This is a genomic window from Streptomyces radiopugnans (assembly GCF_900110735.1).
Classification (GTDB): domain Bacteria; phylum Actinomycetota; class Actinomycetes; order Streptomycetales; family Streptomycetaceae; genus Streptomyces; species Streptomyces radiopugnans.
Genome location: NZ_FOET01000012.1, coordinates 20111 through 44033 on the forward strand (window position 1 = coordinate 20111; position 23923 = coordinate 44033).

Below are 23923 nucleotides of genomic sequence, written 5' to 3' on the forward strand. Positions count from 1 at the left end.
TCCGGGCCGCCTGACGCTGGACCGTAGAGCACCAGTGGGGCTCCTGTGAAGGCTGGTGTTCGGTATATCCCGAAACCGATTCGTTATCGGTCGGTTATCGTCCGTTTCGGGTCCCGCCGTCGGCCCGGCCGCTCCGGGGGCGGCGGCGCTCAGTCGCGGGAGCGGCGCCCGGGCCAGCGGTACGGGTGGCGCACGACGATCGTCCCCACCTTGGAGCCGCCGCTGATCCGCAGCACCGGCATCCCGGGCACGGGCGGTTCGGTGGCCCGGTTCCGGACGGAGCCCATTCCGGAGGTCACCCCCTCGGCCCGCACCGTCCAGCCGCGCGGCACGACGACCCTGATCTCGCCCATTCCCGCGTCGAGTTCCAGACGGACCTCGCGGTGGCGGCACTCCGCCCGGGTGAAGTCGATCACGATCCGCCCCAGCGTGGTCTTGGCGGTGATCCGCTCCGGCACCACCCAGTGGCCGTCCTGCCGGATGTCACCGGCGACCGTCCTCAGCGCCAGCGGCTCCTGAGCGCTCGGGGCCAGGCCCGCCGCGTCCTGGCCGGGCAGGTCCGCGACCAGTGCCTCCAGCTCGCCGTAGGTCTTGGCGGCGAACGCCTTCTCCAGCCGCTCGTCCAGCTCCTCGAGGTCGATGCGGCCGTCGCCGGCGGCCTCGCGCAGCCGCTCGGCCACCGCCTCGCGGTCGGTGTGCCCGGCGCGCAGCTCCGAGCCGGGACGGGGACGGGGCGCGGGGGCGTCGGTCATGCCCGCCATCTTAGGAGGGCCGCCCCGGCCGCGGACGCGGCGTCCTAGACTCGACGGCGATGAGCAGCCTCTTCGACGACAGCTTCCTGGCCGACCTCGAGCCCTCCGGGGACGAGGAGCCGCCGCCCCCGCCGGAGGAGGCGTCCGCGCCGCCGGAGGACGACGTCCCCGACGACCTCTTCGCGGGCGCCTTCGGCGGAGGCGGGGCGCGCGACGCCCACTACGGCAACGGCGCGGCCCGTCCCGTCGTCGATCCGGCCGCCCTGCTGGAGGGGCTCAACGACCAGCAGCGCGCGGCCGTGGTGCACACCGGCTCGCCCCTGCTGATCGTCGCGGGCGCCGGGTCCGGCAAGACGCGGGTGCTCACCCACCGCATCGCGCACCTGCTGGGCGCACGCGGCGTCCACCCCGGGGAGATCCTCGCGATCACCTTCACCAACAAGGCCGCGGGCGAGATGAAGGAGCGCGTGGCGGAGCTGGTCGGCCCGCGCGCCCAGTCGATGTGGGTCTCCACGTTCCACAGCGCGTGCGTGCGCATCCTGCGGCGCGAGAGCAAGAAGCTCGGCTTCACCTCCAGCTTCTCGATCTACGACGCCGCCGACTCCCGCCGTCTGATGGCGCTGGTCTGCCGGGACCTGGACCTGGACCCCAAGCGGTTCCCGCCCAAGTCGTTCAGCGCGCAGGTGTCGAACCTGAAGAACGAACTGGTCGACGAGGAGGACTTCGCGGCCAGGGCCTCGGACGGCTTCGAGAAGACGCTGGCCCAGGCGTACGCGATGTACCAGGCGCGGCTGCGCGAGGCCAACGCCCTGGACTTCGACGACATCATCATGACGACGGTCCACCTGCTCCAGGCGTTCCCCGACGTCGCCGAGCACTACCGCCGCCGCTTCCGCCATGTGCTGGTCGACGAGTACCAGGACACCAACCACGCCCAGTACACCCTGATCAGGGAGCTGGTGGGAGTGGACGGCGACGAGGGGGGCGCGACCGGTGGCGGGCGCGCCGAGCTGTGCGTGGTGGGCGACGCCGACCAGTCGATCTACGCCTTCCGCGGCGCCACCATCCGCAACATCCTCCAGTTCGAGGAGGACTACCCGGACGCGACCACCATCCTGCTGGAGCAGAACTACCGCTCCACCCAGACCATCCTCTCGGCCGCCAACGCCGTCATCGAGCGGAACGAGAACCGCCGCCCGAAGAACCTGTGGACCGACGCCGGGTCCGGGGCCCGCATCACGGGCTACGTGGCCGACACCGAGCACGACGAGGCGCAGTTCGTCGCCGAGGAGATCGACCGGCTGACGGACGCGGGCGAGGCGAAGGCGGGCGACGTCGCCGTCTTCTACCGCACCAACGCCCAGTCCCGTGTCTTCGAGGAGGTCTTCATCCGGGTCGGCCTGCCGTACAAGGTCGTCGGCGGAGTGCGCTTCTACGAGCGCAAGGAGGTCCGCGACGTCCTGGCGTACCTGCGGGTGCTGGCCAACCCCGAGGACGCCGTGCCGCTGCGCCGCATCCTCAACGTCCCCAAGCGGGGCATCGGCGACCGGGCCGAGGCGATGGTCGAGGCGCTGGCGCTGCGCGAGAAGATCACCTTCCCGCAGGCGCTGCGCCGCGTCGACGAGGCGTACGGCATGGCGGCCCGCTCGGCCAACGCCGTCAAGCGCTTCAACGCGCTGATGGACGACCTGCGGACGGTCGTGGAGTCCGGCGCCGGGCCGGCGACCGTACTGGAGGCGGTGCTGGAGCGCACCGGCTACCTGGCGGAGCTTCAGGCGTCCACCGATCCGCAGGACGAGACCCGCGTGGAGAACCTCCAGGAACTGGCCGCCGTGGCGCTGGAGTTCGAGCAGGAGCGCGGCGAGAACCCGGGCACGCTCGCGGAGTTCCTGGAGCAGGTGGCCCTCGTCGCCGACTCCGACCAGATCCCGGACGAGGACACCGAGGGCTCGGGCGTGGTGACGCTGATGACGCTGCACACCGCCAAGGGCCTGGAGTTCCCGGTCGTCTTCCTGACGGGGATGGAGGACGGCGTCTTCCCGCACATGCGGACCCTGGGCAAGACCAAGGAACTGGAGGAGGAGCGGCGGCTGGCGTACGTCGGCATCACGCGGGCGCGCGAACGGCTCTACCTCACGCGCTCGGCGATGCGCAGCGCATGGGGGCAGCCCGCCTACAACCCGCCCTCCCGCTTCCTGGAGGAGATCCCGGAGCAGTACCTGGAGTGGAAGCGCACGGGGCCGATGGCCGCGCCGGGCGGAGGCCGGGGGAGCGGCGCCGGTGCCGGAGGGCTGTCGTCGACGGCGTCCTCCCTGTCGTCCTCGCTGTCGTCGTCGTTCCCGTCGGGACCGGCGGCGTCGCGGCGGCGCGGTCCGAGCGGCTTCGCCACGGGCCGGGCCAAGGACCGCCCGGTCGTCGCACTGGAGGTGGGGGACCGGGTGACGCACGACAGCTTCGGGCTGGGCAGGGTCGTGGCCGTGAAGGGCAGCGGGGACAACGCGGAGGCGACGATCGACTTCGGCGGCGAGAAGCCGAAGCGGCTGCTGCTGCGGTACGCCCCGGTGGAGAAGCTCTGAGGAGGTCCTGACCCCGCGGCCGGCGTGAGTCGGGGGCCGGGAGCCGGGAGCCGGGGCTTCCCGCACCTCCGGGCTCACGGCGACCGGCCCCGGCCGACGGTGCGTCGGCCCCGGAATTCCGGCACCCGGCCGACGGTGCGCCGGCCGGGCCGGAGGCGGTCCCGGCCGGGCCGGAGGCGGGATCAGGTGGGGTCGAGGCCCTGGGCGCGGAACCAGGGCAGCGGGTCGATGGCCGCACCGCCGGCCGGCCGCACCTCGAAGTGCAGATGGGGACCCGTGGAGTTCCCGGAGTTGCCGGAGTAGGCGATGGTGTCGCCGGCCTTGACGTAGCCGGAGCGGATCCGGGTGCTGCTCAGATGGCAGTACCAGGTCTCGGTGCCGTCGGGCGCGGTCACTATCGCCATGTTGCCGTAGGCGCTGTTCCACTGGGTCCTGACCGTGCCGTCGGTGGCGGCCATGACCGGGGTGCCGTAGCTGACGGGGAAGTCCAGGCCCGTGTGCAGCGACATCCAGTTGATGCCGGCCTGCCCGTAGTACGCGCTGAGCCCCTGCTGGGCCACGGGGAGCGCGAACTTGGGGCGCATCGCCTCCTTGCGCGCCGCCTCGGCCTCCTTGCGCTTGCGCTCGGCCTCCTGGCGCTCCTTGAGATCGATGCGCTCCTGGGTGCGGCTGGCCCGGTCGGCGAAGCCCTCGGCCTCGTCGGAGAGCCCGGCGAGCTGGGTGTCGAGCTTGCTGTTGGCCGCTTCGGACTTGACCGCGGAGGCGGCGTCGGGGGCGGCCTGGGCGGCGGTGTCCTCGGCCTCGTCGCCGACGCCGCTGACGGAGGCGGCGGCCACGGCGGTCACGCCCATGACGCAGACGGACGGCACGGCGACGGTGAGCAGCGCCGAGCGCTTCGGCCGCGCGGAGCGGCGGCGGCGCGAGCCGGCCGGACGTGCCGGCGGCCCGGACCTCCGCGAATCCTCCTCGTGCTCCTCCGGCCGGGCCGGGCCGGGGAGGTCGAAGGGTTCGGAGGCACCGGGCCGCTCCGTGGACTCGGCGGACTCGGCCGGTCCGGGACCGGGTTCGGGCTCGGGTGCGGGAAAGGTGCCGGTTCCGTCCGTGTCGGCGGGGGAGTAGGCGCCGTACTCGGAGTATTCGGCGTACCGGCCGTACTCGCCGTAGGCCTGTCCTTCGCCGGCCTCGGACTCCACCGCGGGGTAGGAGCCGGAGTCGTCCCAGGAGGCGGTGGGGTAGCCGTCGTACGCGGCGTGCTGCCCGGTGTCCCCCGTCCAGGCGGCCTCGTGGGAGACCGCCGGGTCGGTGTGGACGCCCGTGCCGTAGCCGGTCTCCGTCCAGCCGTGGCCGCCGCCGTCCGGGGACCCGGCGGGCTGCGCCGGGGCGTGCGTCCAGGAGGCGGTGGAGTAGCCGTCGTACGCGGCGTGCTGCCCGGTGTCCCCGGCCCAGCCGTCGCCCGAGGGGAACCGCTGGTCGGCGGGGGCCTGGGAGGTGTCGCCCGGCAATGCCCCGAAGAGGGGGTCGCCGTCACCGTACGCGGTGCCGAACGCGTCGGAGGTGCCGGTGACGTAGCCGTACGGGGTGTCCTGCGAACCCTGGTAGCCGTAGGCGGACTGGTCGTACGGAGAGCTGTAGGAGCCGTACGAGGAGTCGGCGGGGGAATCGGCGGGGGCCGAGACTCCCGACAGGTGACGGTCGTTCACCACCAACTTCTCTTTCGCCTCGACGACAGGGGCGGAGCAGTGCGGCGACTGTACCCGGCGGTACGCGACGGCGACAATCTTCGGCAGGTTTCGGACGGCCGGGAAACGGGCATTCGGTCGCCTTTCGGTGGACTACGGATCAGTACTTGGCCGCGCGTTCGAAATAAGTTCGAATAAAGCGAGTGCCGGAAAGTGCCGAACCGGCGCCGGAAGCCCGGGAATTCCCGTGCGGGGATACGGAGATGCGCGGATACCGGGATGCGGGATACGGGGATGTGGGGGCACGGGCGGGACCGGTGAGGCCGGCGAGGGAGGGTGTTCCGGGACGCGGCGGCGGAGAGGGCCGCCGGCCGGGACCGGTCAGGCGGCTCCGGCGGATCCCCGGCCCGTCCGCTCCGCCCGTTCCCCCCGGCGCGACGCCCCCGCGGCCAGCTCCCGCCGGATCCCGGCGGCGACCTCCCAGTGCGCGGGAAGCGTCAGATGCCCCAGGCCGCTCACGCGCACATTGCGGGAGTCCAGGTCGGGATGGTCGAGCCGGGCGGTCTCGACGGGGACCATGAGCTGGTCCAGATCGCTCCAGAAGGCCACGAAGCGGGTGCGGCAGCCCGGCGCCGGGCCCGCCAGCTCCTCGATCACATCGGAGTCCGGCCGGAGCTGACGCACGATCGGATGGGCCGACATCAGCGGCGCCACCCGGGTCCCGGAGTGCGGGGTGCCCAGGGTCACCAGGGTGCGGACACGGGCGTCACCGCCCGTCCGCTGGACGTAGTGGCGGGCGATCAGGCCGCCCAGGCTGTGGCCGACCACGTCGATGCGGCGGCCGGTGCTCCCGCAGACCTCCTCGACGCACTCCGCCAGGCGCTCCGCGGCGCAGCGGACGTCGCAGGTGAGAGGGGAGTAGTTGAAGGCGCGGATGTCGCGCCAGCCGTTGCGCACCAGTGAGCGGCGCAGCAGGGTGAACACCGAGCGGTTGTCGACGAAGCCGTGCAGCAGCAGTACGGGCGGGCAGTCCTCCCCCTCGCGGCTCTCCGCGCCGCCGGCGCGCCCCTTCCCCTGCCTCCCTCCGGGCGGAGAGCCCGGTTGCACCCGCTCGTCCTCCTCGCCCCCGCCCGCCGGCGGAGCCGGTGCGTAGCGTTCCTGCGCCATGCCCGCGGGGTAGAGCAGGGTGCGGCTCGCCAGGGAGGCGGCCTCCAGCGCGGCGGCCCGCAGTTCACGCGGGGCGAAGGGGATCAGGGACAGCGGCAGGGCGCCGAGGAACGAGCCGGAGGAGAAGGGCAGCGCCCTGGTGACCCTCATGGCCGATGACCTCCTCCCCGGTGGCACGCGCCGGACATATGTGGTCGTATGCCCCCCGAGAGGGGACCTGATGCAGAGTGGGCGCGGATCGCGGGATCGCGGGGTCGCGGACCGCCCGGGGACCCGCTGCCGGCTCCTTCCCGGGGCCCGGCCGTGACAGCCGGTTCTCCGTGTGATTTCCCCCTCCCTCCTTACCGCGGAACTGCCGGGTGGGGGATGCTGGCGATAACGTTCGTTCACCGGGTAACCGCCCGCTGACAGATGGTCGGGCGGACCAGCCGGGCCGCAGTCGTTATGGGAGGCAGTGATGGGTGTGTCGGGTCCGATCCGCGTGGTGATCGCCAAGCCGGGTCTCGACGGCCACGACCGCGGCGCCAAGGTGATCGCACGGGCGCTGCGCGACGCCGGTATGGAGGTCATCTACACCGGCCTGCACCAGACGCCCGAGCAGATCGTGGACACCGCGATCCAGGAGGACGCCGACGCGATCGGCCTGTCCATCCTCTCCGGCGCCCACAACACGCTCTTCGCCAAGGTCCTGGAGCTGCTGCGGGAGCGCGACGCCGAGGACATCAAGGTCTTCGGCGGCGGCATCATCCCCGAGGACGACATCCCCCCGCTCAAGGAACAGGGCGTCGCGGCGATCTTCACCCCGGGCGCGCCCACCGGCGAGGTGGTGGAGTGGGTGCGCTCCCACGTGCGTTCCGTGGCGGCCTGACGCCGGGCGGCGTACGGGCCGGGGCACGAGCCGGCGTACGGGCCGGGGCCCGGGTCCCGGGACGTCCTCCGGGGACGCGGTGCGCCGGGCACGCCCGCCGGCGAGGCGGTGGGGCGGGTGCGCCTCACCCGCCGCCTGCGGCGGCGCGGCCCTCCGCGGGCCCGCCGTCCCCCGGCGGCTCGAGCTCCGCGAGCATCGTGGCGCGGAGGCGGAGCGTGGCCACCAGCCGCTGGAACGCCTCCGCCCAGTAGCCGCCCGCGCCCGGCGAGCCGTCCTCCGGCTCGTCCGGGACCGCGGCCAGCGGGGCGAGGCGGTCGGCCCCGCCCGGATCCAGGCAGCGTTCGGCCAGGCCCAGCACCCCGCTGAAGCTCCACGGATAACTGCCCGCGTCCCGGGCGATCTCCAGCGCGTCCACCACGGCCCGCCCCAGTGGCTCGGCCCAGGGGACCGCGCAGACGCCCAGCACCCGGAACGCCTCGGACAGGCCGTGGGCGGCTATGAACTCCGCCGCCCACTCCGCCCGCTCCCGGGCCGGCAGCACCGCCAGCAGCCTCGCCGGATCGCCCGGGGCCACGGCCATCGGGGCGGACGGCTTCCTCAGCAGCGCCCGCGCCCATGAGGTGTTCCGCTGGCGCACGGCGGCCTGCGCCCAGGCGGCGTGCAGGTCCGCCTCCCAGTCGTCGGCGACCGGCAGCGCCGTGATCTGGGCGGGCGTACGGCCGCCCAGATGCGCCGGCCAGGTGTCGAGCGGCGTGGCCTCCACCACCTGGACCAGCCACCACGACCGCTCGCCGCGGCCCGGGGGCGCCCCGGGCACCACGCCGTCGCGGCGCATGCCCGGGTCGCACTCGTACGGCGCCTCGACCACCAGCCGGTCCGGCCGGCCGGTGCGGTCCAGCGCGACGCAGGAGCGGGCCCGGGCCGCCATCCGCGCCGCGAGCGCGGAGGAGGGCAGGGCCGACAGCAGCTCGGCGGCGGTGGCCCGTACGTTGCGGCTGCGGTCGGCCAGCGCGCGCTCCAGGAACTCCTCGTCCTGCGGCGACAGGCCCTCGCGCAGCGAGTCCAGGAACATCAGCCTGTCCTCGGCCCGCTCCGCGGCCCAGGTGCCGGCCAGCAGCTCGCGGGCCGCCGCCGGATCACGGCGCCGCAGGGACAGCAGCAGTGCCGACCGCTCGGCGAACAGGCCCTCCTCCCACAGCCGCCGTACGGCGCCGTCGTCCGCCCGCGGTGCGCCGTCCGGCCTGCCCGCGCCCCCGGCGGGCAGGCCGGAGCCGTACCCGGACCGGCCGCGCAGCGCGAACCGCCAGTCCGGGTTGAACCGCGCCAGCCACAGGGCCCGCGGCCCGCCCAGGTCGAGCGCCCGGGCGCGCAGATCCGTGCGGGCGCGGGCCGCGTCCAGCAGGGCGGGCAGCAGCTCGGCCGGGGCGCGGTAGCCGTGGGCGCACGCGGCGGCCAGCCACTGCGGCAGCAGTTCGGCGAGGTCGGGCGCGGTGCCCCGGCGCCCGCCGCCCGCGCCGGGGCGGTCGGCGAGCAGTACGGACAGCCGCCGGGCCGCGGCCGGCGGCAGCGGCGGACGCGGATCCCCGGGCGCGGGCTCCGGCCGGGGGGCCGCGGCGGCGGGCCGCAGCCCGGCCCGCCGCCGCACCGTCTCCACCGCGGCGGCGTCCAGCAGCGCCTCGACCGAGCCGCCGGGCGGTGTGCGCCGCTCCGCGCCCAGCAGCGCGGCGCCCACCAGCTCGCTCCAGCTCACCACGCACCGCCCGGCGTGTCGGCCGAGGTGAGCGGCACGGCCGGAGCCCGCGCCGAAGGACCCGCCCCCGAGACCGCCCCCGGGCCCGGCCAGACGGTGTACGGGGTGAAGCCCCGGTGGCCGCACTCGCCGAACACGGTGACCGGCTCACCGCCCGAGACGGCGGCGAGCCGCCACATCCGGGAGCGCACCCCCGCCGTCTCCGCCACCGGCAGCGCGAAACCGCTCCCGTCGGCCAGTTGCCAGCCCTCCCCGGCCGGCACGGGCACCACGCCGGCCAGGACCGCCGGCCAGCCATCCAGCCAGGGATCGCCGCACAGCGCGGCGCCGTAGGAGGCCAGCGCGTCGTGCACGCCGCCCCCCGGCGGCCGCCCGCCCGGCCCGGGCTCCGCGTGCCGCTCGCCGAGAGCGGCGCGCAGCGCGGGGGCGCCGGGGTAGTAGGCGAGGTCGGCGTCCACCGAGGCCCCCAGCGGGAGGGACGGCTCCGGCGGCGGGCCGGCGGTGAACGACAGCACCAGCGCCGTGCGCCCGGTCCGCCGCCCGTGCAGCCAGACGCGGCGCGCCGTCACCCTCCCCTCCTCGGTGTCGTGCCGGCCCAGCACCAGCCAGTGGTCGCGCACCAGCGCGTCGCGGTCGGCCAGGACCCCGGCCGCCTCTGTGGTGATCCCCACCCGGGACCGCACGGTCGCCGCCAGCGGATCCGGCAGCCCGCCGATGTTCAGGAACCCCTGGTCGAGCAGATGCAGCAGGGCGCACTCCTCCAGCAGACGGGACGGCCAGCCGGGGCCGGAGCCGGGGACGGTCCCCAGCTCCCGCACCCGGGCGGCCAGCCCCGGCGCCTGGGCGTCCACCATGCGGGCGGCCGTCTCCTCCCAGACACCGCGGCCCGCCTCCCCCGCCGGCCCCTCCATGTCCGCCAGACCGCCGCGCAGCAGGTCCGCCAGCCGCTGCTCCAGTTCGGTGGCGCCCGCCGAGATCCGCTCGGCCCGCCGCTCGGCCCGCCGCCGCGCCGCCTCCGGGCCGGCCGGGGCCGCCGCCCGCTCCCCGGCGCGGGCGGCGGCCTCCCTCCCCCCGGCCCCTCCGGGCTCCCCGGATCCCCCGGCACACGGCCGGCCGGCCCCCGCTCCCGTGCACCCGGCGTCAGGCGCCGGAGCCTGACGCCGCTCCGCAGGCCGCCGCGATCCTCCTGTGCTCATGTGCCCCTCGCTCTCCCCGTACGGACGCGTGGTTGTCGTCGCCACCGATGCCGCAGCTCTCACCGACCGGAAACACAAGCTCGCTCTCTGTGCGGTGAACCATGCGAACGACCGTACGAGCCGCCACTGACAATCCCCCTCCGAACGGTGTCCGCGCAGGTGGGAAGGGCGGCCACGGGATCGCCGCGGGGATTGTCAGTGGCCCCGTGCATCGTGGGACCGACACGCGAAAGCCGCCTGCGAGGGGGAAACGTGACCGCCACCACCAGCGCACCGGCCGCTCTGCGGCCCCACGCCGAGGAGGCCTTCGCCGAGGAGCTGGACGCCCTGGCCGCGGCGGACGACCGGCCGCGCCCGGAGCGGTGGAGGCTGTCGCCGTGGGCCGTCGCCACCTACCTGCTCGGCGGCACCCTGCCGGACGGCACGGTCATCAGCCCCAAGTACGTCGGCCCGCGCCGGATCGTGGAGGTGGCCGTCGCCACGCTGGCCACCGACCGGGCCCTGCTGCTGCTCGGGGTGCCCGGCACCGCCAAGACCTGGGTGTCGGAGCATCTGGCGGCGGCCGTCAGCGGCGACTCCACACTGCTGGTCCAGGGCACGGCGGGCACCGCCGAGGAGGCGGTCCGCTACGGCTGGAACTACGCGCGGCTGCTGGCCGAGGGGCCCAGTCGCGGGGCCCTGGTGCCCAGCCCCGTCATGCGGGCCATGTCCGGCGGCGCGGTCGCGCGGGTCGAGGAGCTGACCCGCATCCCGGCCGATGTGCAGGACAGCCTGATCACGATCCTGTCGGAGAAGACGCTGCCGATACCGGAGCTGGGCGAGGAGGTCCAGGCCGTCCGCGGCTTCAACCTGATCGCCACGGCCAACGACCGCGACAGGGGCGTCAACGAACTGTCCAGCGCGCTGCGCCGCCGTTTCAACACCGTCGTCCTGCCGCTGCCGGGGACACCCGAGGAGGAGGTGGACATCGTGGCCCGGCGCGTGGAGCAGATCGGCCGCTCCCTGGACCTGCCGGGCGTCCCCGACGGCGCCGACGAGATCCGGCGGGTGGTCACCGTCTTCCGCGAGCTGCGCGACGGCGTCACCCTCGACGGCCGCACCAGGGTCAAGTCGCCCTCGGGCACCCTGTCGACGGCCGAGGCCATCTCGGTGGTCACCGGAGGACTGGCCCTGGCCGCCCACTTCGGCGACGGGGTGCTGCGCGCGGGCGACGTGGCCGCCGGCGTCCTCGGCGCGGTCGTCCGCGACCCGGCCGCCGACCGGGTGGTGTGGCAGGAGTACCTGGAGGCGGTCGTCCGGGAGAGGGAGGGCTGGAAGGACTTCTACCGGGCCTGCCGCGAGGCGGGCGCATGAGCGTGCGCGGCGCGGTCGCCGCCGGCACCACCGCTGAAGCCGCCGCCGGTACCGCCGCGGTGGCCGCGCCGCCACCGGGGCCGCTGCTGATGGGCGTGCGCCACCACGGCCCCGGCTCGGCACGGGCCGTCCTGGCGGCGCTGGAGGCCCACAGGCCGGCGGTGCTGCTGGTGGAGGGGCCGCCGGAGGCCGACGCGGTGGTGGACCTCGCGGCGCACGAGGAGATGCGCCCGCCGGTCGCGCTGCTGGCGCACGCGGCGGACGACCCGGGCCGTGCCGTGTTCTGGCCGCTGGCCGGGTTCTCCCCGGAGTGGGTCGCCATCCGCTGGGCGCTGGAGCACGGGGTGCCGGTGCGGTTCTTCGACCTGCCCGCGGCCCACACGCTGGCCCCGGGCGCGGCGGGCGGCGCCCGGGAGGAAGGGCGGGAAGGGGAGGAGGAGGCCGGGGAACCGAGCCTCGATCCGCTGCGGGTGCTCGCCGAGACGGCCGGCCACGACGATCCCGAGCGCTGGTGGGAGGACGCCGTAGAGCACCGCGGCACTCCGGTCCGTACCGCCGGGGGCCGCCCCGCCGACCCGTACGCGCCCTTCGCCGCCCTCGCCGACGCCATGACCGCGCTGCGCGAGGCGTACGAGGGCACCTCCGGCACCGCGCCCGGCATCCCGCCCGGCACCGCGTCCGACGGCGCGGGCCGGCGGCGCGACGCGGTGCGCGAGGCCCACATGCGGCTGCGGCTGCGGGAGGCGCGCAGGGAGTTCGGCGACGACCGGGTCGCCGTGGTCTGCGGCGCCTGGCACGTACCGGCCCTCACCGCGCGGACGACCGCCACCGCCGACCGCCGGCTCCTCAGGGGCCTGCCGAAGGTGAGGGTGGAGATCACCTGGGTGCCGTGGACCAACGAGCGGCTGGCACGGCGCAGCGGCTACGGCGCCGGCATCACCTCGCCGGGCTGGTACGGCCATCTGTTCGCCGCGCCCGACCGGCCCGTGGAGCGGTGGATGGCCGAGGCCGCCCGGCTGCTGCGCGAGGAGGGCCGCACTGCGTCATCGGCTTTCTCGGTGTCCCCGGCGCACGTCATCGAGGCGGTACGGCTCGCCGGCGCCCTGGCGGCCCTGCGCGGGCGCCCGCTGCCGGGGCTCGGCGAGACGGTCGACGCGGTGCGGGCCGTGATGTGCGACGGCTCGGATCTGCCGCTCGCCCTCGTACACGACCGGTTGGTCGTCGGGGACGCCCTCGGCACGGTGCCGCCGGACGCCCCCGCCGTTCCGCTCCAGCGCGACCTCGCCCGTCTGCAGAGGTCGCTGCGCCTCAGGCCCGAGGCGCGCGAGCGCGAACTCGGCCTCGACCTGCGCGAGGCGAACGCCGCGGCGCGCAGCAGGCTGCTGCACCGGCTGCGGCTGCTCGGCGTCGACTGGGGCGAGCCGGTGCGCACCCGCACCGGCGGCACGGGCACCTTCCGCGAAACCTGGCGGCTGCACTGGCGGCCGGAGCTGTCGGTGCGGATCGCCGAGGCCGGGGTGTGGGGCACCACCGTGGCCGCCGCGTCCTGCGCCAGGGCCGAGGCGCTGGCCCGCGACGCGGCCTCGCTGGCCGAGACCACCGAGCTGGCCGAACGCTGCCTGCTCGCCGGGCTCGGTGAGGCGCTGCCCGCGGTGATGCGCGCCCTCGCCGACCGCGCGGCCCTGGACGCCGACGTCGGCCACCTGGCCCAGGCCCTGCCCGCGCTGGTGCGCTCCGTCCGCTACGGCGACGTGCGCGGCACGGACGCCGCCGCGCTGCGCGAGGTCGCCGAGGGGATCGCCGAGCGGGTGTGCGTCGGGCTGCCGCCCGCCTGCGCCGGCCTCGGCGCCGCCGGGGCGGCCGAGATGCGAGGCCATGTGGAGGCCGCCCACCGGGCGGTCGTCCTGCTGGGGAGGGAGGAGCTGCTCACGCGCTGGCGGTCGGTGCTGCGCACCCTCGCCGGCCGCGACCGGCCCCCCGCGGTTCCGGGGCTGCTCCGGGGCCGCTGCGCCCGGCTGCTGCTGGACGACGGACGGCTCCCCGAGGACGAGGCGGCCCGGCTGATGGGCCTGGCGCTCTCCCCGGGGGCCCCGCCGGAGGACGCGGCGGGGTGGATCGAGGGGTTCGTGGCGGACGGCGGGATGCTGCTCGTCCACGACGAGCGGCTGCTGGCCCTGGTGGACGGCTGGCTCGCGGGGATACCGGAGGAGGCGTTCACCGGCGTACTGCCGCTGCTGCGGCGGACGTTCGCCGCGTACGGGCCGGGGGTGCGGCGCACCGTCGGCGAACTGGTCCGGCGCGGTGCGCGGGCGCCGGGCGGTCCGGTGGCTGCGTGGGAGGCCGTCCCCGGTTTCGGGGAGGAGCCGGACCCGGAGCGGGCCGACGCCGTACTGCCCACCCTGCGGCTGCTGCTGGGGGGCGCGGGGCCGGCGGCGGACGAGACGGCACGGCGGGGGAGAGGGTGACCGCACGGTGAACGACCCGGCCACTGACGCGACAACTGACCCGACCACTGACGCGAACCCGGATACGGCCACGCACACGGGCGCGGGCGCGGGCACGGCCGCCGCGGCGGCCGGCGGTACGGACGAACGGGACGCCGACGAGCGGCTGCGGCGCTGGCGGCTGGTCCTGGGCGGCGGAGAGGAGGCCGACGGCACCGGACGCGCCCTGACCGGCCGGGACGCGGCCATGGACCGCACCCTCGCCGCCCTCTACGGGGACGGGGAGGACGCCGGTGCCCGGCCGGGGCCGCGCTCCGCAGGGCTGGGCGCCTCGGCGCCGGGCGTGGCCCGCTGGCTGGGCGACGTCCGCGACTGCTTCCCGGCCTCCGTCGTCCAGGTGATGCAGCGGGACGCCATCGACCGGCTCGGCCTGTCGGCCCTGCTGGCGGAGCCGGAGATGCTGGAGGCCGTCGAGGCGGACGTCCACCTCGCCGGCACACTGCTCTCCCTGGGCAAGGCGATGCCCGAGGAGAGCCGGGAGGCCGCCCGCGCGGTCGTCCGCAAGATCGTCGGGGAGCTGGAGCGCCGGCTGGCGGCCCGCACCAGGGCGACGCTGACGGGCGCCCTGGACCGGTCGGCGAGGGTACGCCGCCCCCGCCACCGGGACATCGACTGGAACCGCACCGTCCGGGCCAACCTGGGGAACTACCTGCCCGAGTACCGCACGGTCGTGCCCGAACGGCTCGTCGGCCACGGCCGCGCCTCCCGGGCGGTGCGGAAGGACATCGTCCTCTGTGTCGACCAGTCCGGCTCGATGGCCGCCTCGGTCGTCTACGCCTCCGTCTTCGCGGCCGTGCTCGCCTCGTTGCGGTCGCTCTCCACCCGTCTGGTCGTCTTCGACACCTCCGTCGTGGACCTCACCGACCTGCTCGACGACCCCGTCGACGTCCTGTTCGGGACCAGGCTCGGCGGCGGCACCGACATCAACCGCGCGCTCGCCTACTGCCAGTCGCGCATCACCCGGCCCGCCGAGACCGTCCTCGTCCTCGTCAGCGACCTCCACGAGGGCGGCATACGCGGCGAGATGCTCAAGCGGGTCGCCGCGATGAGGAGCGCGGGGGTGCGGTTCGTGACACTCCTGGCCCTCTCGGACGAGGGCGCCCCCGCCTACGACCGGGAGCACGCCGCGGCGCTGGCCGCGCTCGGCGCGCCCGCCTTCGCCTGCACCCCCGACCACTTCCCGGAGGTGATGGCGGCGGCCGTCGAGAAGCGCCCCCTGCCGGTCCCCGGGGAGTGACCGAACGGGGAAAGCCGTGGAACACCGGTGACGGAGAAGAGGGGAATTCGCGAACACACCGCGATGCACGGGGAATTCCATGCGCCGGGAAAACGGAAATCCCCGGCCGTCTCCGGGCCGTCCCTCCGGGCGGAGGCCGGGAGCCATGGCGGGGTGCTTCGCGGGCCGATCCGTCCGGAAGGCGCCGGACCGCTTCCCGGGCGGCGGCCGGTGCCGCCCGAAGGGAACCGGACGCCGTGCTCGTAAAACTTTCACACGGTGCGCGGACGCCGATTCCCCCATATCGCCGTCGCCCGCCATGTCCGGTATACCGGGCCGCGCGCGGGGGAGGAAGTGTCCGGTTATGGCCGGCGGAAAACACGGTCCGACCTGGTCCGTCGCTCAATCCTGTGCAGATCCTGAAACTCTTCGGTGGCCGAAAGTGGATGTGCGTCAACCTGTTTGCCGCAATCCGCCGGTGACGGTCGCCGACGAGTTGGCCAGGCCAGTCGGGCGCGTGTTTTCATCGTCCGCACCACGGCGGCTCTGCGAAAGGTGATCGGTTTTCGGTCATCAGGCCGTCGTGAGTGGCCGGGCCGCCCTTCCCGTCGGCCCGTTCCACGCCATCGAGAAACTCCTCCACCAACGAAGGGAAACGCGCCATGCGTGAGCACCTCGAGACCCGCGAGATCGACGACGCCGAGCTGGACGCCGTCTCCGGCGGCATCGTCAGCATCTCCGGAGGCGTGGCCGGCGCCGCCCTCAGCGACGTCTCCGGCGTCGTGGGCGCCGTGTCCTCCCTCAACACCGTCCAGGCCGCGACCGGCATCGCCGGCACGCTCCCGGGCAGCGTCTCCGGCGTCACCGGCGTCCAGGCCGACGCCAACATCGCCGGTCTCTGACAGCGGCGTCCGCACGGACCCGCCGGCCCGTGCGCCGTACGGCCCCGCAGGTGCGCGTGCGCGCCGCGAGGCCACCCCGAACCCCGGAGCTCCCCCTGGTTCCGGGGTTCACGGCTGTCCGCCCGGACCCCGCCGGGGGCGCCCCGCGCCACCCCACCACCCCGCACCGCCCGTACCGCCCCCCGCACCACCCGGAGTCGTCCCCGCGCCGCCGCCCGCCCGGGTACCGGCGCCGGCACCGTCGCCGTACGCCTCGGCCCGCCGCGATGCCGCTCCGGAGCGACCCGGAGGAACGCAGTCGAAGGAGTAGCCCGTGCAGTTCCGGAAGAAGGCGCTCTCCAAACTGCAGTCGCCGGAGGAACTCGACCTCCCCGTGCGCTTCGCGCGTCCCCAGGGCCGGCTCGCCCTGGCCGTCACGGTCGTCGTCATGGCCGTCGCCGGCCTGTGGGCGGTCAACGGCTCGGTGTCCGCCAAGCTGGATGCCCCCGGCCTCCTCGCCCGCCCCGGGGGCAGCTACACGCTGCAGAGCCCGATCTCCGGCCAGGTCACCGAGGTCTTCGCCGAGGAGGGCGAGCTGCTGCGCCCGGACGCGCCCCTGCTGAAGGTCCGCACGGCACAGGGCGACCGGGCCGTGCGCGCGGTGGCCGGCGGCCGGCTGACGGCCCTGGTCGCCGGAACGGGCTCGGTCGTCAGGACCGGCGCGGACGTGGCGACCGTGGAACGGGTGGACGACCCGGACGACCCGCTGGTGGCCGTGCTGTACGTCCCCGGCGACAGCGGCGCGGCGATCACCGAGGGCGCCCGGGTGGACCTGGAGGTCCAGTCCGCACCTCAGGAGGAGTTCGGCGTGCTGCGCGGCCGCGTCGGGCAGGTCGGGCGGGCGCCCCAGACGGAGCGGCGGATCGCCGCCTTCCTGGGAGACGCCCGGCTCGCCGCCGAGTTCGCCCGGCAGGGCAGCCCCGTGGCGGTGCTGGTGGAGCTGGAGCGCTCCTCCGCCACCGAGTCCGGCTACCTCTGGTCCTCGGAGGACGGCCCCCCGCACGCCCTCGAGTCCAGGACACCGGTCACCGGCGCCATCCACCTCCCGGCCCAGCGCCCCGTCGAATGGCTCCTCCCGTGAACGCCCCGTACGAACCGGCCCCGCAGGAACCGGCCCATCGCGAACCCGCCCCGCACGAACCCGTGGCACAGCGGCCCGCCCGCCCCCGGCCCGACCGGCTCCCGCCCCCCGGCCGCCGCCGCAGGAACGGCGGCGGAGGCGGTTCCCGCCGCGCCCCGCGCGGCCGGGCCGCCGCACCGGGGGCGGCCGTACGCGGCAGGACCCCCAGGGCCGTACGCACCCCCACCGTGCTCCAGATGGAGGCGGTCGAGTGCGGCGCCGCCGCGCTGGCCATGGTGCTCGGCCACCACGGCCGCTTCGTCCCCCTGGAGGAACTGCGCATCGCCTGCGGCGTCTCCCGCGACGGCTCCCGCGCCAGCAACATCCTCAAGGCCGCCCGCGGCTACGGACTGCGGGCCAAGGGCATGCAGATGGACCTCGCGGCGCTCGCCGAGGTGCGCGCCCCGGCCATCCTCTTCTGGGAGTTCAACCACTACGTCGTCTACGACGGCATGGGCCGCCGCCTCGGCCGCCGCGGCGTGTACGTCAACGACCCGGGCAAGGGGCGGCGGTTCGTGCCCCTGGAGGACTTCGACACCAGCTTCACCGGCGTCGTCCTCACCTTCGAGCCCGACGCGGGCTTCCGCGGCGGCGGCCGCAGGCCCGGTGTCATGGGCGCCATGCCCGCCCGGCTGCGCGGCACCCGCGGCACCCTGCTGGCGGCCGTGCTCGCCAGCCTGCTGCTGGTGGCCGTCGGCGCGACGGTGCCCGCGCTGAGCCGCACCTACATCGACATGTTCCTCATCGGGGGGCAGTCCTCCCTGCTGGGCGTGCTCTTCGCTTCGATGGCGGCCGCCCTGGTGCTCACCGCCGTCCTCACCGGGCTCCAGCAGGCCAATCTGCTGCGCGGCCACATCATCTCCTCCACCCTGGCCGGCGCCCGCTTCTTCCGGCACCTGCTGCGCCTGCCGGTCTCCTTCTTCACCCAGCGCAACCCCGCCGACCTCGTCCAGCGGCTGCAGTCCAACGACACGGTCGCCGAGACCCTCTCCCGCGACCTGGCCGCCGCGGGCGTGGACGCCGTGGTGGTCGTGCTCTACGCGGTGCTGCTGTGGACCTACGACCCGCAGCTGACCGTCGTCGGGATCGGCGTGGCACTGCTCAACGTGGTGGCCATGCGCGTCGTCCTCCACCTGCGGTCCACCGGCACCCAGAAGCTGCGCGCCGACGTCGCCCGGCTGACCAACACCTCCTACAGCGGCCTCCAGCTCATCGAGACGATGAAGGCCACCGGCGGCGAGCAGGGCTTCTTCCGCCGCTGGGCCGGGCAGCACGCGGCCACCCTCGACGTGCAGCAGCGGCTCGGCGTGCCCAGCGCGTGGCTGGCGGTCGTCGCGCCCGTGCTGGCCACGCTCAACAGCGCGCTGATCCTGATGATCGGCGGCCTGCGGGCGGTCGAGGGGCATCTGACGGTCGGTCTGCTCGTCGCCTTCCAGACCCTGATGACCAGCTTCACCGCGCCGATCACCCGCCTCAACGGGGTGGCGGGGCGGATCCAGGACTTCGCGGCCGACGTCGCCCGCCTGCGGGACGTGGAGAACTTCCCCGTCGACCCGCTCTACACACGGCGCGAACCCGTCCCCAGCACCCGCCGCCTGACGGGCCATGTGGAGCTGGAGGACGTCACCTTCGGCTACAGCCCACTTGACCCGCCGCTGCTGAAGGGCTTCTCGCTCACCGTCGGCCCCGGTCGGCAGGTCGCGCTCGTCGGCGGCTCCGGCAGCGGCAAGTCCACCGTCTCCCGGCTGATCTCGGGCCTGCGCACCCCCTGGGAGGGGACCGTCCGCATCGACGGGATGCGGCTGGAGGACATCCCGCGCGGCGCGCTGGCGGCGTCGGTGTCCTTCGTCGACCAGGACGTCTTCCTCTTCGAGGGCACCGTCCGCGACAACGTCGCGCTGTGGGACCCCTCCATCCCGGACGAGGCCGTCGTCGCGGCCCTGAAGGACGCCGCCGTGTACGACGTGGTCGCCCGCCGTCCCGGCGGCATCCACAGCCGGGTCGAGCAGGGCGGCCGCAACCTCTCCGGTGGCCAGCGCCAGCGGCTGGAGATCGCCCGGGCACTGGTGCGCCGCCCCAGCGTCCTGGTCCTGGACGAGGTGACCAGCGCGCTGGACGCGGTGACCGAGCAGACCATCATCGACAACCTGCGGCGGCGCGGCTGCGCCTGCGTGGTGATCGCCCACCGGCTGAGCACGGTGCGCGACAGCGACGAGATCGTCGTACTCGACCGGGGCGCGGTCGTGGAGCGCGGACGCCACGAGGACCTGGTCGCCGCGCGGGGGCCGTACGCCGAACTGGTCAGGGAGCACTGAGTTGACGTCCCCGCACACCCCGTACGCCCCTCACACGGCACAGGCCCCCCATGCGGCACAGGCCCCGTACACCCCCCACGTCCCGCATCCCCCGCGCGCCCCGCACACCGACCCCGTCGTCGCGGCCCTGGGCGGGCTGGGCACGGCGGTCGACTGCACCGGTGTGCGCAGCCTCTCCCTGGAGGGGCCGCACGTGCTGTGGCTCATAGTGGACGGGTCCCTGGACCTGTTCGCCGTCGGCTCCGTGAGCTCGGGCCACTGGCACTTCCTGGGCCGGCTGGAGGCGGGCACGCTGCTGCTGGGCCCGGTCGAGGGCCCCGAGCACACCCTGGTCGGCCGCCCTCTGGAGGGCTGCCGGCTGCACCGCGTCGAACTGCGCGAGCTGCCCCACCCCGCCCGGACCGCCCCCTCCCGGGGCACGGACTCCTGGGGCACGGACGGATGGGAGGACACCGAGCAGTGGACGGCGGACCGGTGGGACACGGGCCAGTGGGCCGGGGCCGCGCCGGCCGGCGACCGGGGGAGCGGCGGAGCCGGCTCGTGGGACGGGGCCGCCGGCCGGCTCAGCCCGCTGGAGCAGGCGTTCGCGCTCGGCATCGGCCGCGGCCTGCGGGTGCTCTACCAGGCGCCGCTGGACGGCCCCGCCGTCACCGACGAGCACCCGGCCGACGACGACGTCCTGTGGATGCAGATCGCCCCCGGCAGTGTGCAGTACGGCGCCGCCTACCAGGCGGAGGCCGTCGGCACGCTGCTGGTCGACACGGCGATGTGGCAGGGCATGGTCGACCAGCAGTACCGGCTGCTGTACGCCCTGGACCGCTGGATCGAGGAGCTGGAGCGCACCCACGAGGACCGCACCGCGGCCGGCATCGAGGCCGGCGAGGCCGCCCGCACCCAGGCGGACCAGGCGCTGCTGGCCTCCATCGGCCGCTCCGGCCGCACCCCCCGGCGCGGCGCGGGCGACGACGCGGTCCTCGCCGTCTGCCGGCTGGTGGCCGGACGGGCCGGCATCACCCTGACCGAGCCGGGCGGGGCGGGCGCCGTCTCCGAGCGCACGGACCCGGTCGAGCGCATCGCGATCGCCTCCGGCGTCCGCACCCGCACCGTCCGGCTCGGCGGACGCTGGTGGCAGGAGGACAGCGGCCCCCTGGTCGGCCGGCGCGCCCGGGGCGCCCGGGGGGCCCCGGGGGCGGATTCCGGGGAGGGCGCGCCCGTGGCGCTGCTGTGGCGGCGCGGCGGCTACGAGGCGGTGGATCCCGCGACCGGCGAGCGCGAACGCGTCGGCGGGTCCAACGAGGCCGACTTCGAGCCGCGCGCCGTGATGTTCTACCGCCCGCTGCCCGACCGTCCGCTGGGCCTGCTCGGACTGCTGCGCTTCAGCGTGCGCGGCACCCGCGCCGAACTGCGCGACCTGGCCCTGGGCGGCCTGGTCGCCGTCGGCCTGGGCGCACTGGTGCCCATCGCCACCGGCAAGGTGCTCGGCGAGTACGTGCCCGGCGGCGAGACCGGGCTCATCGTGCAGACGGCCCTGGCGCTCATCGCCGCCGGCGTCGTCTCGGCCGCCTTCATGCTGATGCAGAACACCGCCGTCCTGCGGCTGGAGGGGCGTGTCGAGGCGACGCTCCAGCCCGCCGTGTGGGACCGGCTGCTGCGGTTGCCGACGACGTTCTTCGCGGGCCGCTCCACCGGCGAGCTGGCCGGCGCGGCCATGGGCATCAGCGCCATCCGCCGGGTGCTCTCCGGCATCAGCACGGTGGCCCTCCAGGCGACCACCGTGGGCGCGGTCAACCTCGTCCTGCTGCTCGTCTACAGCGCGCCGCTGGCACTGGCGGCGATCGCCCTGCTGCTGGTCGTCGCCGCGGTCTTCCTGACGCTGGGGCTGTGGCAGCTGCGCTACCAGCGGCGGCTGGTCAAGCTCGGCCACAAGATCAACAACCGCGCCTTCCAGACCCTGCGCGGACTGCCCAAGCTGCGCGTCGCCGCGGCCGAGAGCTTCGCCTACGCCGCCTGGGCCCGGGAGTTCGCCCGCACCCGCGAACTCCAGCGGCGCGTCGGCCGGATCAGGAACGCCGTCGCCGTGCTCAACGCGGTCTACCTGCCGCTGTGCACGCTGGCGATGTTCATGCTGCTGGCCGGACCGGCCCGCGGCAGCATGTCCGCCGCCGAGTTCCTCACCTTCAACACCGCCGTGACGATGATGCTGTCCTCGGCCACCCAGCTGACCGGCGCGCTGATCTCGGCCGCCGCGGTGCTGCCGATGTTCGAGCAGGTCAGGCCGATCCTGAACGAGCTGCCGGAGGTGGGCGGCGGCAGCGTGCCGCCGGGCGAGCTGAGCGGCGCCATCGAGGCCCGGCAGCTCTCCTACCGCTACGGCGACGACGGTCCGCTGGTCCTGGACGACGTCTGCTTCCGGATCCGGCCGGGCGAGTTCGTCGCGATCGTCGGGGCCAGCGGCTGCGGCAAGTCGACGCTGCTGCGGCTGCTCATCGGCTTCGACAGGCCGCTCTCCGGCAGCGTTCTGTACGACGGCCAGGACCTGGCGGCCCTGGACCGCACGGCCGTGCGCCGGCAGTGCGGGGTCGTGCTGCAGAACGCCCAGCCGCTGACCGGCTCGATCCTGGAGTGCATCTGCGGCGCCGAGGCGTTCTCCCCGGAGGAGGCGTGGGAGGCGGCCGCGATGGCCGGTCTGGCCGAGGACATCAAGGCCATGCCCATGGGCATGCACACCATGCTGTCGGACGGCGGCGGCACCATCTCCGGCGGCCAGCGCCAGCGGCTGATGATCGCCCAGGCGCTGATCCGCAGGCCGCGCATCCTCTTCCTCGACGAGGCCACCAGCGCGCTGGACAACGAGACCCAGAGCGTGGTCATGGCCTCCACCCGCGCCCTGCGCTGCACCCGCGTCGTCATCGCCCACCGGCTGTCCACCGTCATGGACGCCGACCGGGTGATCGTGATGTCGGAGGGCAGGGTGGCGCAGGAGGGCGCTCCGGCGGATCTGCTCGCCGACACCGCAGGCCTCTTCCACGAGCTGGTCCGCCGCCAGCTGGGGTGACCGGGCCGGGCCCGGCCCGGCGGCCGGCCGGATCCCGTCCCGCCGCGGCGCCCCTTACCCAGGTGGGGAGGGCGGTGTCTGTGACGGTTGTCACCGCACGGGTGTGAGCTGCGATTTATGCCGGGCACACCGACGGGACTAACCTGCAAGGCGGACATGCCGCGCGCTCCGCAGACGCCGCGGCCACGCGGCACGCCCACGCTGACAACGAACCGCGACACCACAACTAGGGACGGACGCGCGTGGACCTGTTCGAGTACCAGGCGAGGGATCTCTTCGCCAAGCATGACGTACCGGTGCTGGCCGGTGAAGTCATCGACACGCCCGAGGCGGCGCGCGAGGTGACCGAGCGACTCGGCGGTCGCGCGGTCGTCAAGGCGCAGGTCAAGACCGGTGGCCGGGGCAAGGCCGGCGGTGTGAAGCTGGCCTCCGACCCGGACGACGCCGTCGAGAAGGCCCGCCAGATCCTGGGCATGGACATCAAGGGCCACACCGTCCACAAGGTGATGCTGGCCCAGACCGCGGACATCGCGGAGGAGTACTACGTCTCCTTCCTGCTGGACCGCGCCAACCGCACCTTCCTCGCGATGGCGTCCGTCGAGGGCGGTATGGACATCGAGGAGGTCGCGGCCACCAAGCCCGAGGCCCTGGCCAAGATCCCGGTGGACGCCGTCGAGGGCGTCACCGAGGCCAAGGCCCGCGAGATCGTCGAGGCCGCGAAGTTCCCGGCCGAGGTCGCCGACGCGATCGTCGACGCCGTGCAGAAGCTGTGGACCGTCTTCGTCAAGGAGGACGCCCTCCTCGTCGAGGTGAACCCGCTGGTCAAGACCGGTGACGGCCGGATCATCGCGCTGGACGGCAAGGTGTCCCTGGACGCCAACGCCGAGTTCCGCCAGCCGGACCACGCCGCCCTGGAGGACAAGGCCGCGGCCAACCCGCTGGAGGCCGCCGCCAAGGCCAAGGGCCTGAACTACGTCAAGCTCGACGGACAGGTCGGCATCATCGGCAACGGCGCGGGCCTCGTCATGAGCACCCTGGACGTCGTGGCCTACGCCGGTGAGAACCACGGCGGCGTCAAGCCCGCCAACTTCCTCGACATCGGCGGCGGCGCCTCCGCCGAGGTCATGGCCAACGGCCTGGAGATCATCCTCGGCGACCCGGACGTCAAGTCCGTCTTCGTCAACGTCTTCGGCGGCATCACCGCCTGCGACGCCGTCGCCAACGGCATCGTGCAGGCCCTGGAGCTGCTGAAGTCCAAGGGCGAGGACGTCACCAAGCCGCTGGTGGTGCGCCTCGACGGCAACAACGCGGAGCTGGGTCGCAAGATCCTGACCGACGCCAACCACCCGCTGGTGCAGCAGGTGGACACCATGGACGGCGCGGCCGAGCGTGCCGCCGAGCTGGCCGCGAAGTAACGAAGGACGAGGACAC

At 74.9% G+C, this 23923-nt stretch carries 15 protein-coding genes; 10 read left to right on the top strand and 5 right to left on the bottom strand.

Annotation, left to right across the window (positions count from 1 at the left end):
• Window positions 1-149: 149 nt before the first annotated feature.
• Window positions 150-752, bottom strand: a complete 603-nt coding sequence (locus BMY40_RS19790; protein ID WP_245770192.1) for a DUF1707 SHOCT-like domain-containing protein — start codon at window positions 750-752, stop codon at window positions 150-152.
• A gap of 59 nt (window positions 753-811) precedes the next feature.
• On the opposite strand from BMY40_RS19790, the gene pcrA reads away from it, so the two are divergent.
• Window positions 812-3328: a DNA helicase PcrA gene (pcrA, locus tag BMY40_RS19795; RefSeq protein ID WP_093661493.1), complete on the top strand. Its 2517-nt coding sequence runs from the start codon at window positions 812-814 to the stop codon at window positions 3326-3328.
• A 182-nt stretch (window positions 3329-3510) separates the two neighbouring features.
• Here the strand turns inward: pcrA and BMY40_RS19800 are convergent, their stop codons facing one another.
• Window positions 3511-5028, bottom strand: coding sequence for a M23 family metallopeptidase (locus BMY40_RS19800; protein WP_093661742.1), 1518 nt, complete (start codon window positions 5026-5028; stop codon window positions 3511-3513).
• 360 nt (window positions 5029-5388) lie between these two features.
• On the bottom strand, window positions 5389-6324 hold the full coding sequence (locus BMY40_RS19805; protein ID WP_093661495.1) for an alpha/beta hydrolase: 936 nt from the start codon (window positions 6322-6324) through the stop codon (window positions 5389-5391).
• A 307-nt stretch (window positions 6325-6631) separates the two neighbouring features.
• Between BMY40_RS19805 and icmB the strand changes: the two genes are divergently transcribed.
• Window positions 6632-7042 carry a coenzyme B12-dependent isobutyryl CoA mutase small subunit gene (gene icmB, locus BMY40_RS19810; protein WP_093661496.1) on the top strand — a complete coding sequence of 137 codons (411 nt, stop codon included), beginning with the start codon at window positions 6632-6634 and terminating at the stop codon, window positions 7040-7042.
• A 124-nt stretch (window positions 7043-7166) separates the two neighbouring features.
• On the opposite strand, the gene BMY40_RS19815 is transcribed toward icmB, so the two are convergent.
• On the bottom strand, window positions 7167-8792 hold the full coding sequence (locus BMY40_RS19815; protein WP_245770193.1) for a DUF5691 domain-containing protein: 1626 nt from the start codon (window positions 8790-8792) through the stop codon (window positions 7167-7169).
• The gene (locus BMY40_RS19820) at window positions 8789-9988 is read right to left on the bottom strand and encodes a hypothetical protein (RefSeq protein ID WP_177214072.1); all 1200 of its coding nucleotides are present in this window, start codon (window positions 9986-9988) and stop codon (window positions 8789-8791) included. The genes BMY40_RS19815 and BMY40_RS19820 overlap by 4 nt, the downstream gene beginning before the upstream one ends.
• A gap of 252 nt (window positions 9989-10240) precedes the next feature.
• On the opposite strand from BMY40_RS19820, the gene BMY40_RS19825 reads away from it, so the two are divergent.
• From BMY40_RS19825 to sucC, 8 genes are all read left to right on the top strand, one after another.
• Window positions 10241-11341: an ATP-binding protein gene (locus BMY40_RS19825; protein ID WP_093661500.1), complete on the top strand. Its 1101-nt coding sequence runs from the start codon at window positions 10241-10243 to the stop codon at window positions 11339-11341.
• Window positions 11338-13806, top strand: a complete 2469-nt coding sequence (locus BMY40_RS19830) for a DUF5682 family protein (RefSeq protein WP_425443145.1) — start codon at window positions 11338-11340, stop codon at window positions 13804-13806. Before BMY40_RS19825 ends, BMY40_RS19830 begins: the two co-directional genes overlap by 4 nt.
• 145 nt (window positions 13807-13951) lie before the next feature.
• Window positions 13952-15082 (top strand): VWA domain-containing protein, encoded by a 1131-nt coding sequence (locus BMY40_RS19835; RefSeq protein ID WP_245770204.1) that lies wholly within the window; start codon window positions 13952-13954, stop codon window positions 15080-15082.
• Window positions 15083-15723: 641 nt separating this feature from the next.
• Window positions 15724-15963, top strand: coding sequence for a hypothetical protein (locus BMY40_RS19840; protein ID WP_093661504.1), 240 nt, complete (start codon window positions 15724-15726; stop codon window positions 15961-15963).
• 313 nt (window positions 15964-16276) lie between these two features.
• Window positions 16277-17083: an HlyD family efflux transporter periplasmic adaptor subunit gene (locus BMY40_RS19845; RefSeq protein WP_093661506.1), complete on the top strand. Its 807-nt coding sequence runs from the start codon at window positions 16277-16279 to the stop codon at window positions 17081-17083.
• A complete protein-coding gene (locus tag BMY40_RS19850) occupies window positions 17068-19437 on the top strand; it encodes an NHLP family bacteriocin export ABC transporter peptidase/permease/ATPase subunit (RefSeq protein ID WP_093661508.1) in 2370 nt (789 codons plus the stop codon). The genes BMY40_RS19845 and BMY40_RS19850 overlap by 16 nt, the downstream gene beginning before the upstream one ends.
• 127 nt (window positions 19438-19564) lie before the next feature.
• Window positions 19565-22492 carry an NHLP bacteriocin export ABC transporter permease/ATPase subunit gene (locus BMY40_RS19855; protein ID WP_245770206.1) on the top strand — a complete coding sequence of 976 codons (2928 nt, stop codon included), beginning with the start codon at window positions 19565-19567 and terminating at the stop codon, window positions 22490-22492.
• A 242-nt stretch (window positions 22493-22734) separates the two neighbouring features.
• Complete coding sequence (gene sucC / locus BMY40_RS19860) at window positions 22735-23907, top strand: ADP-forming succinate--CoA ligase subunit beta (RefSeq protein WP_093661512.1); 1173 nt, start codon at window positions 22735-22737, stop codon at window positions 23905-23907.
• Window positions 23908-23923: the final 16 nt, after the last annotated feature.

What these genes read in the sequence shown, in the direction of transcription:
- BMY40_RS19790 (WP_245770192.1), bottom strand. Translation starts at nt 752, where the DNA reads ATGACCGACGCCCCCGCGCCCCGTCCCCGTCCCGGCTCGGAGCTGCGC.
- pcrA (WP_093661493.1), top strand. Translation starts at nt 812, where the DNA reads ATGAGCAGCCTCTTCGACGACAGCTTCCTGGCCGACCTCGAGCCCTCC.
- BMY40_RS19805 (WP_093661495.1), bottom strand. Translation starts at nt 6,324, where the DNA reads ATGAGGGTCACCAGGGCGCTGCCCTTCTCCTCCGGCTCGTTCCTCGGC.
- icmB (WP_093661496.1), top strand. Translation starts at nt 6,632, where the DNA reads ATGGGTGTGTCGGGTCCGATCCGCGTGGTGATCGCCAAGCCGGGTCTC.
- BMY40_RS19820 (WP_177214072.1), bottom strand. Translation starts at nt 9,988, where the DNA reads ATGAGCACAGGAGGATCGCGGCGGCCTGCGGAGCGGCGTCAGGCTCCG.
- BMY40_RS19830 (WP_425443145.1), top strand. Translation starts at nt 11,338, where the DNA reads ATGAGCGTGCGCGGCGCGGTCGCCGCCGGCACCACCGCTGAAGCCGCC.
- BMY40_RS19840 (WP_093661504.1), top strand. Translation starts at nt 15,724, where the DNA reads ATGCGTGAGCACCTCGAGACCCGCGAGATCGACGACGCCGAGCTGGAC.
- BMY40_RS19850 (WP_093661508.1), top strand. Translation starts at nt 17,068, where the DNA reads ATGGCTCCTCCCGTGAACGCCCCGTACGAACCGGCCCCGCAGGAACCG.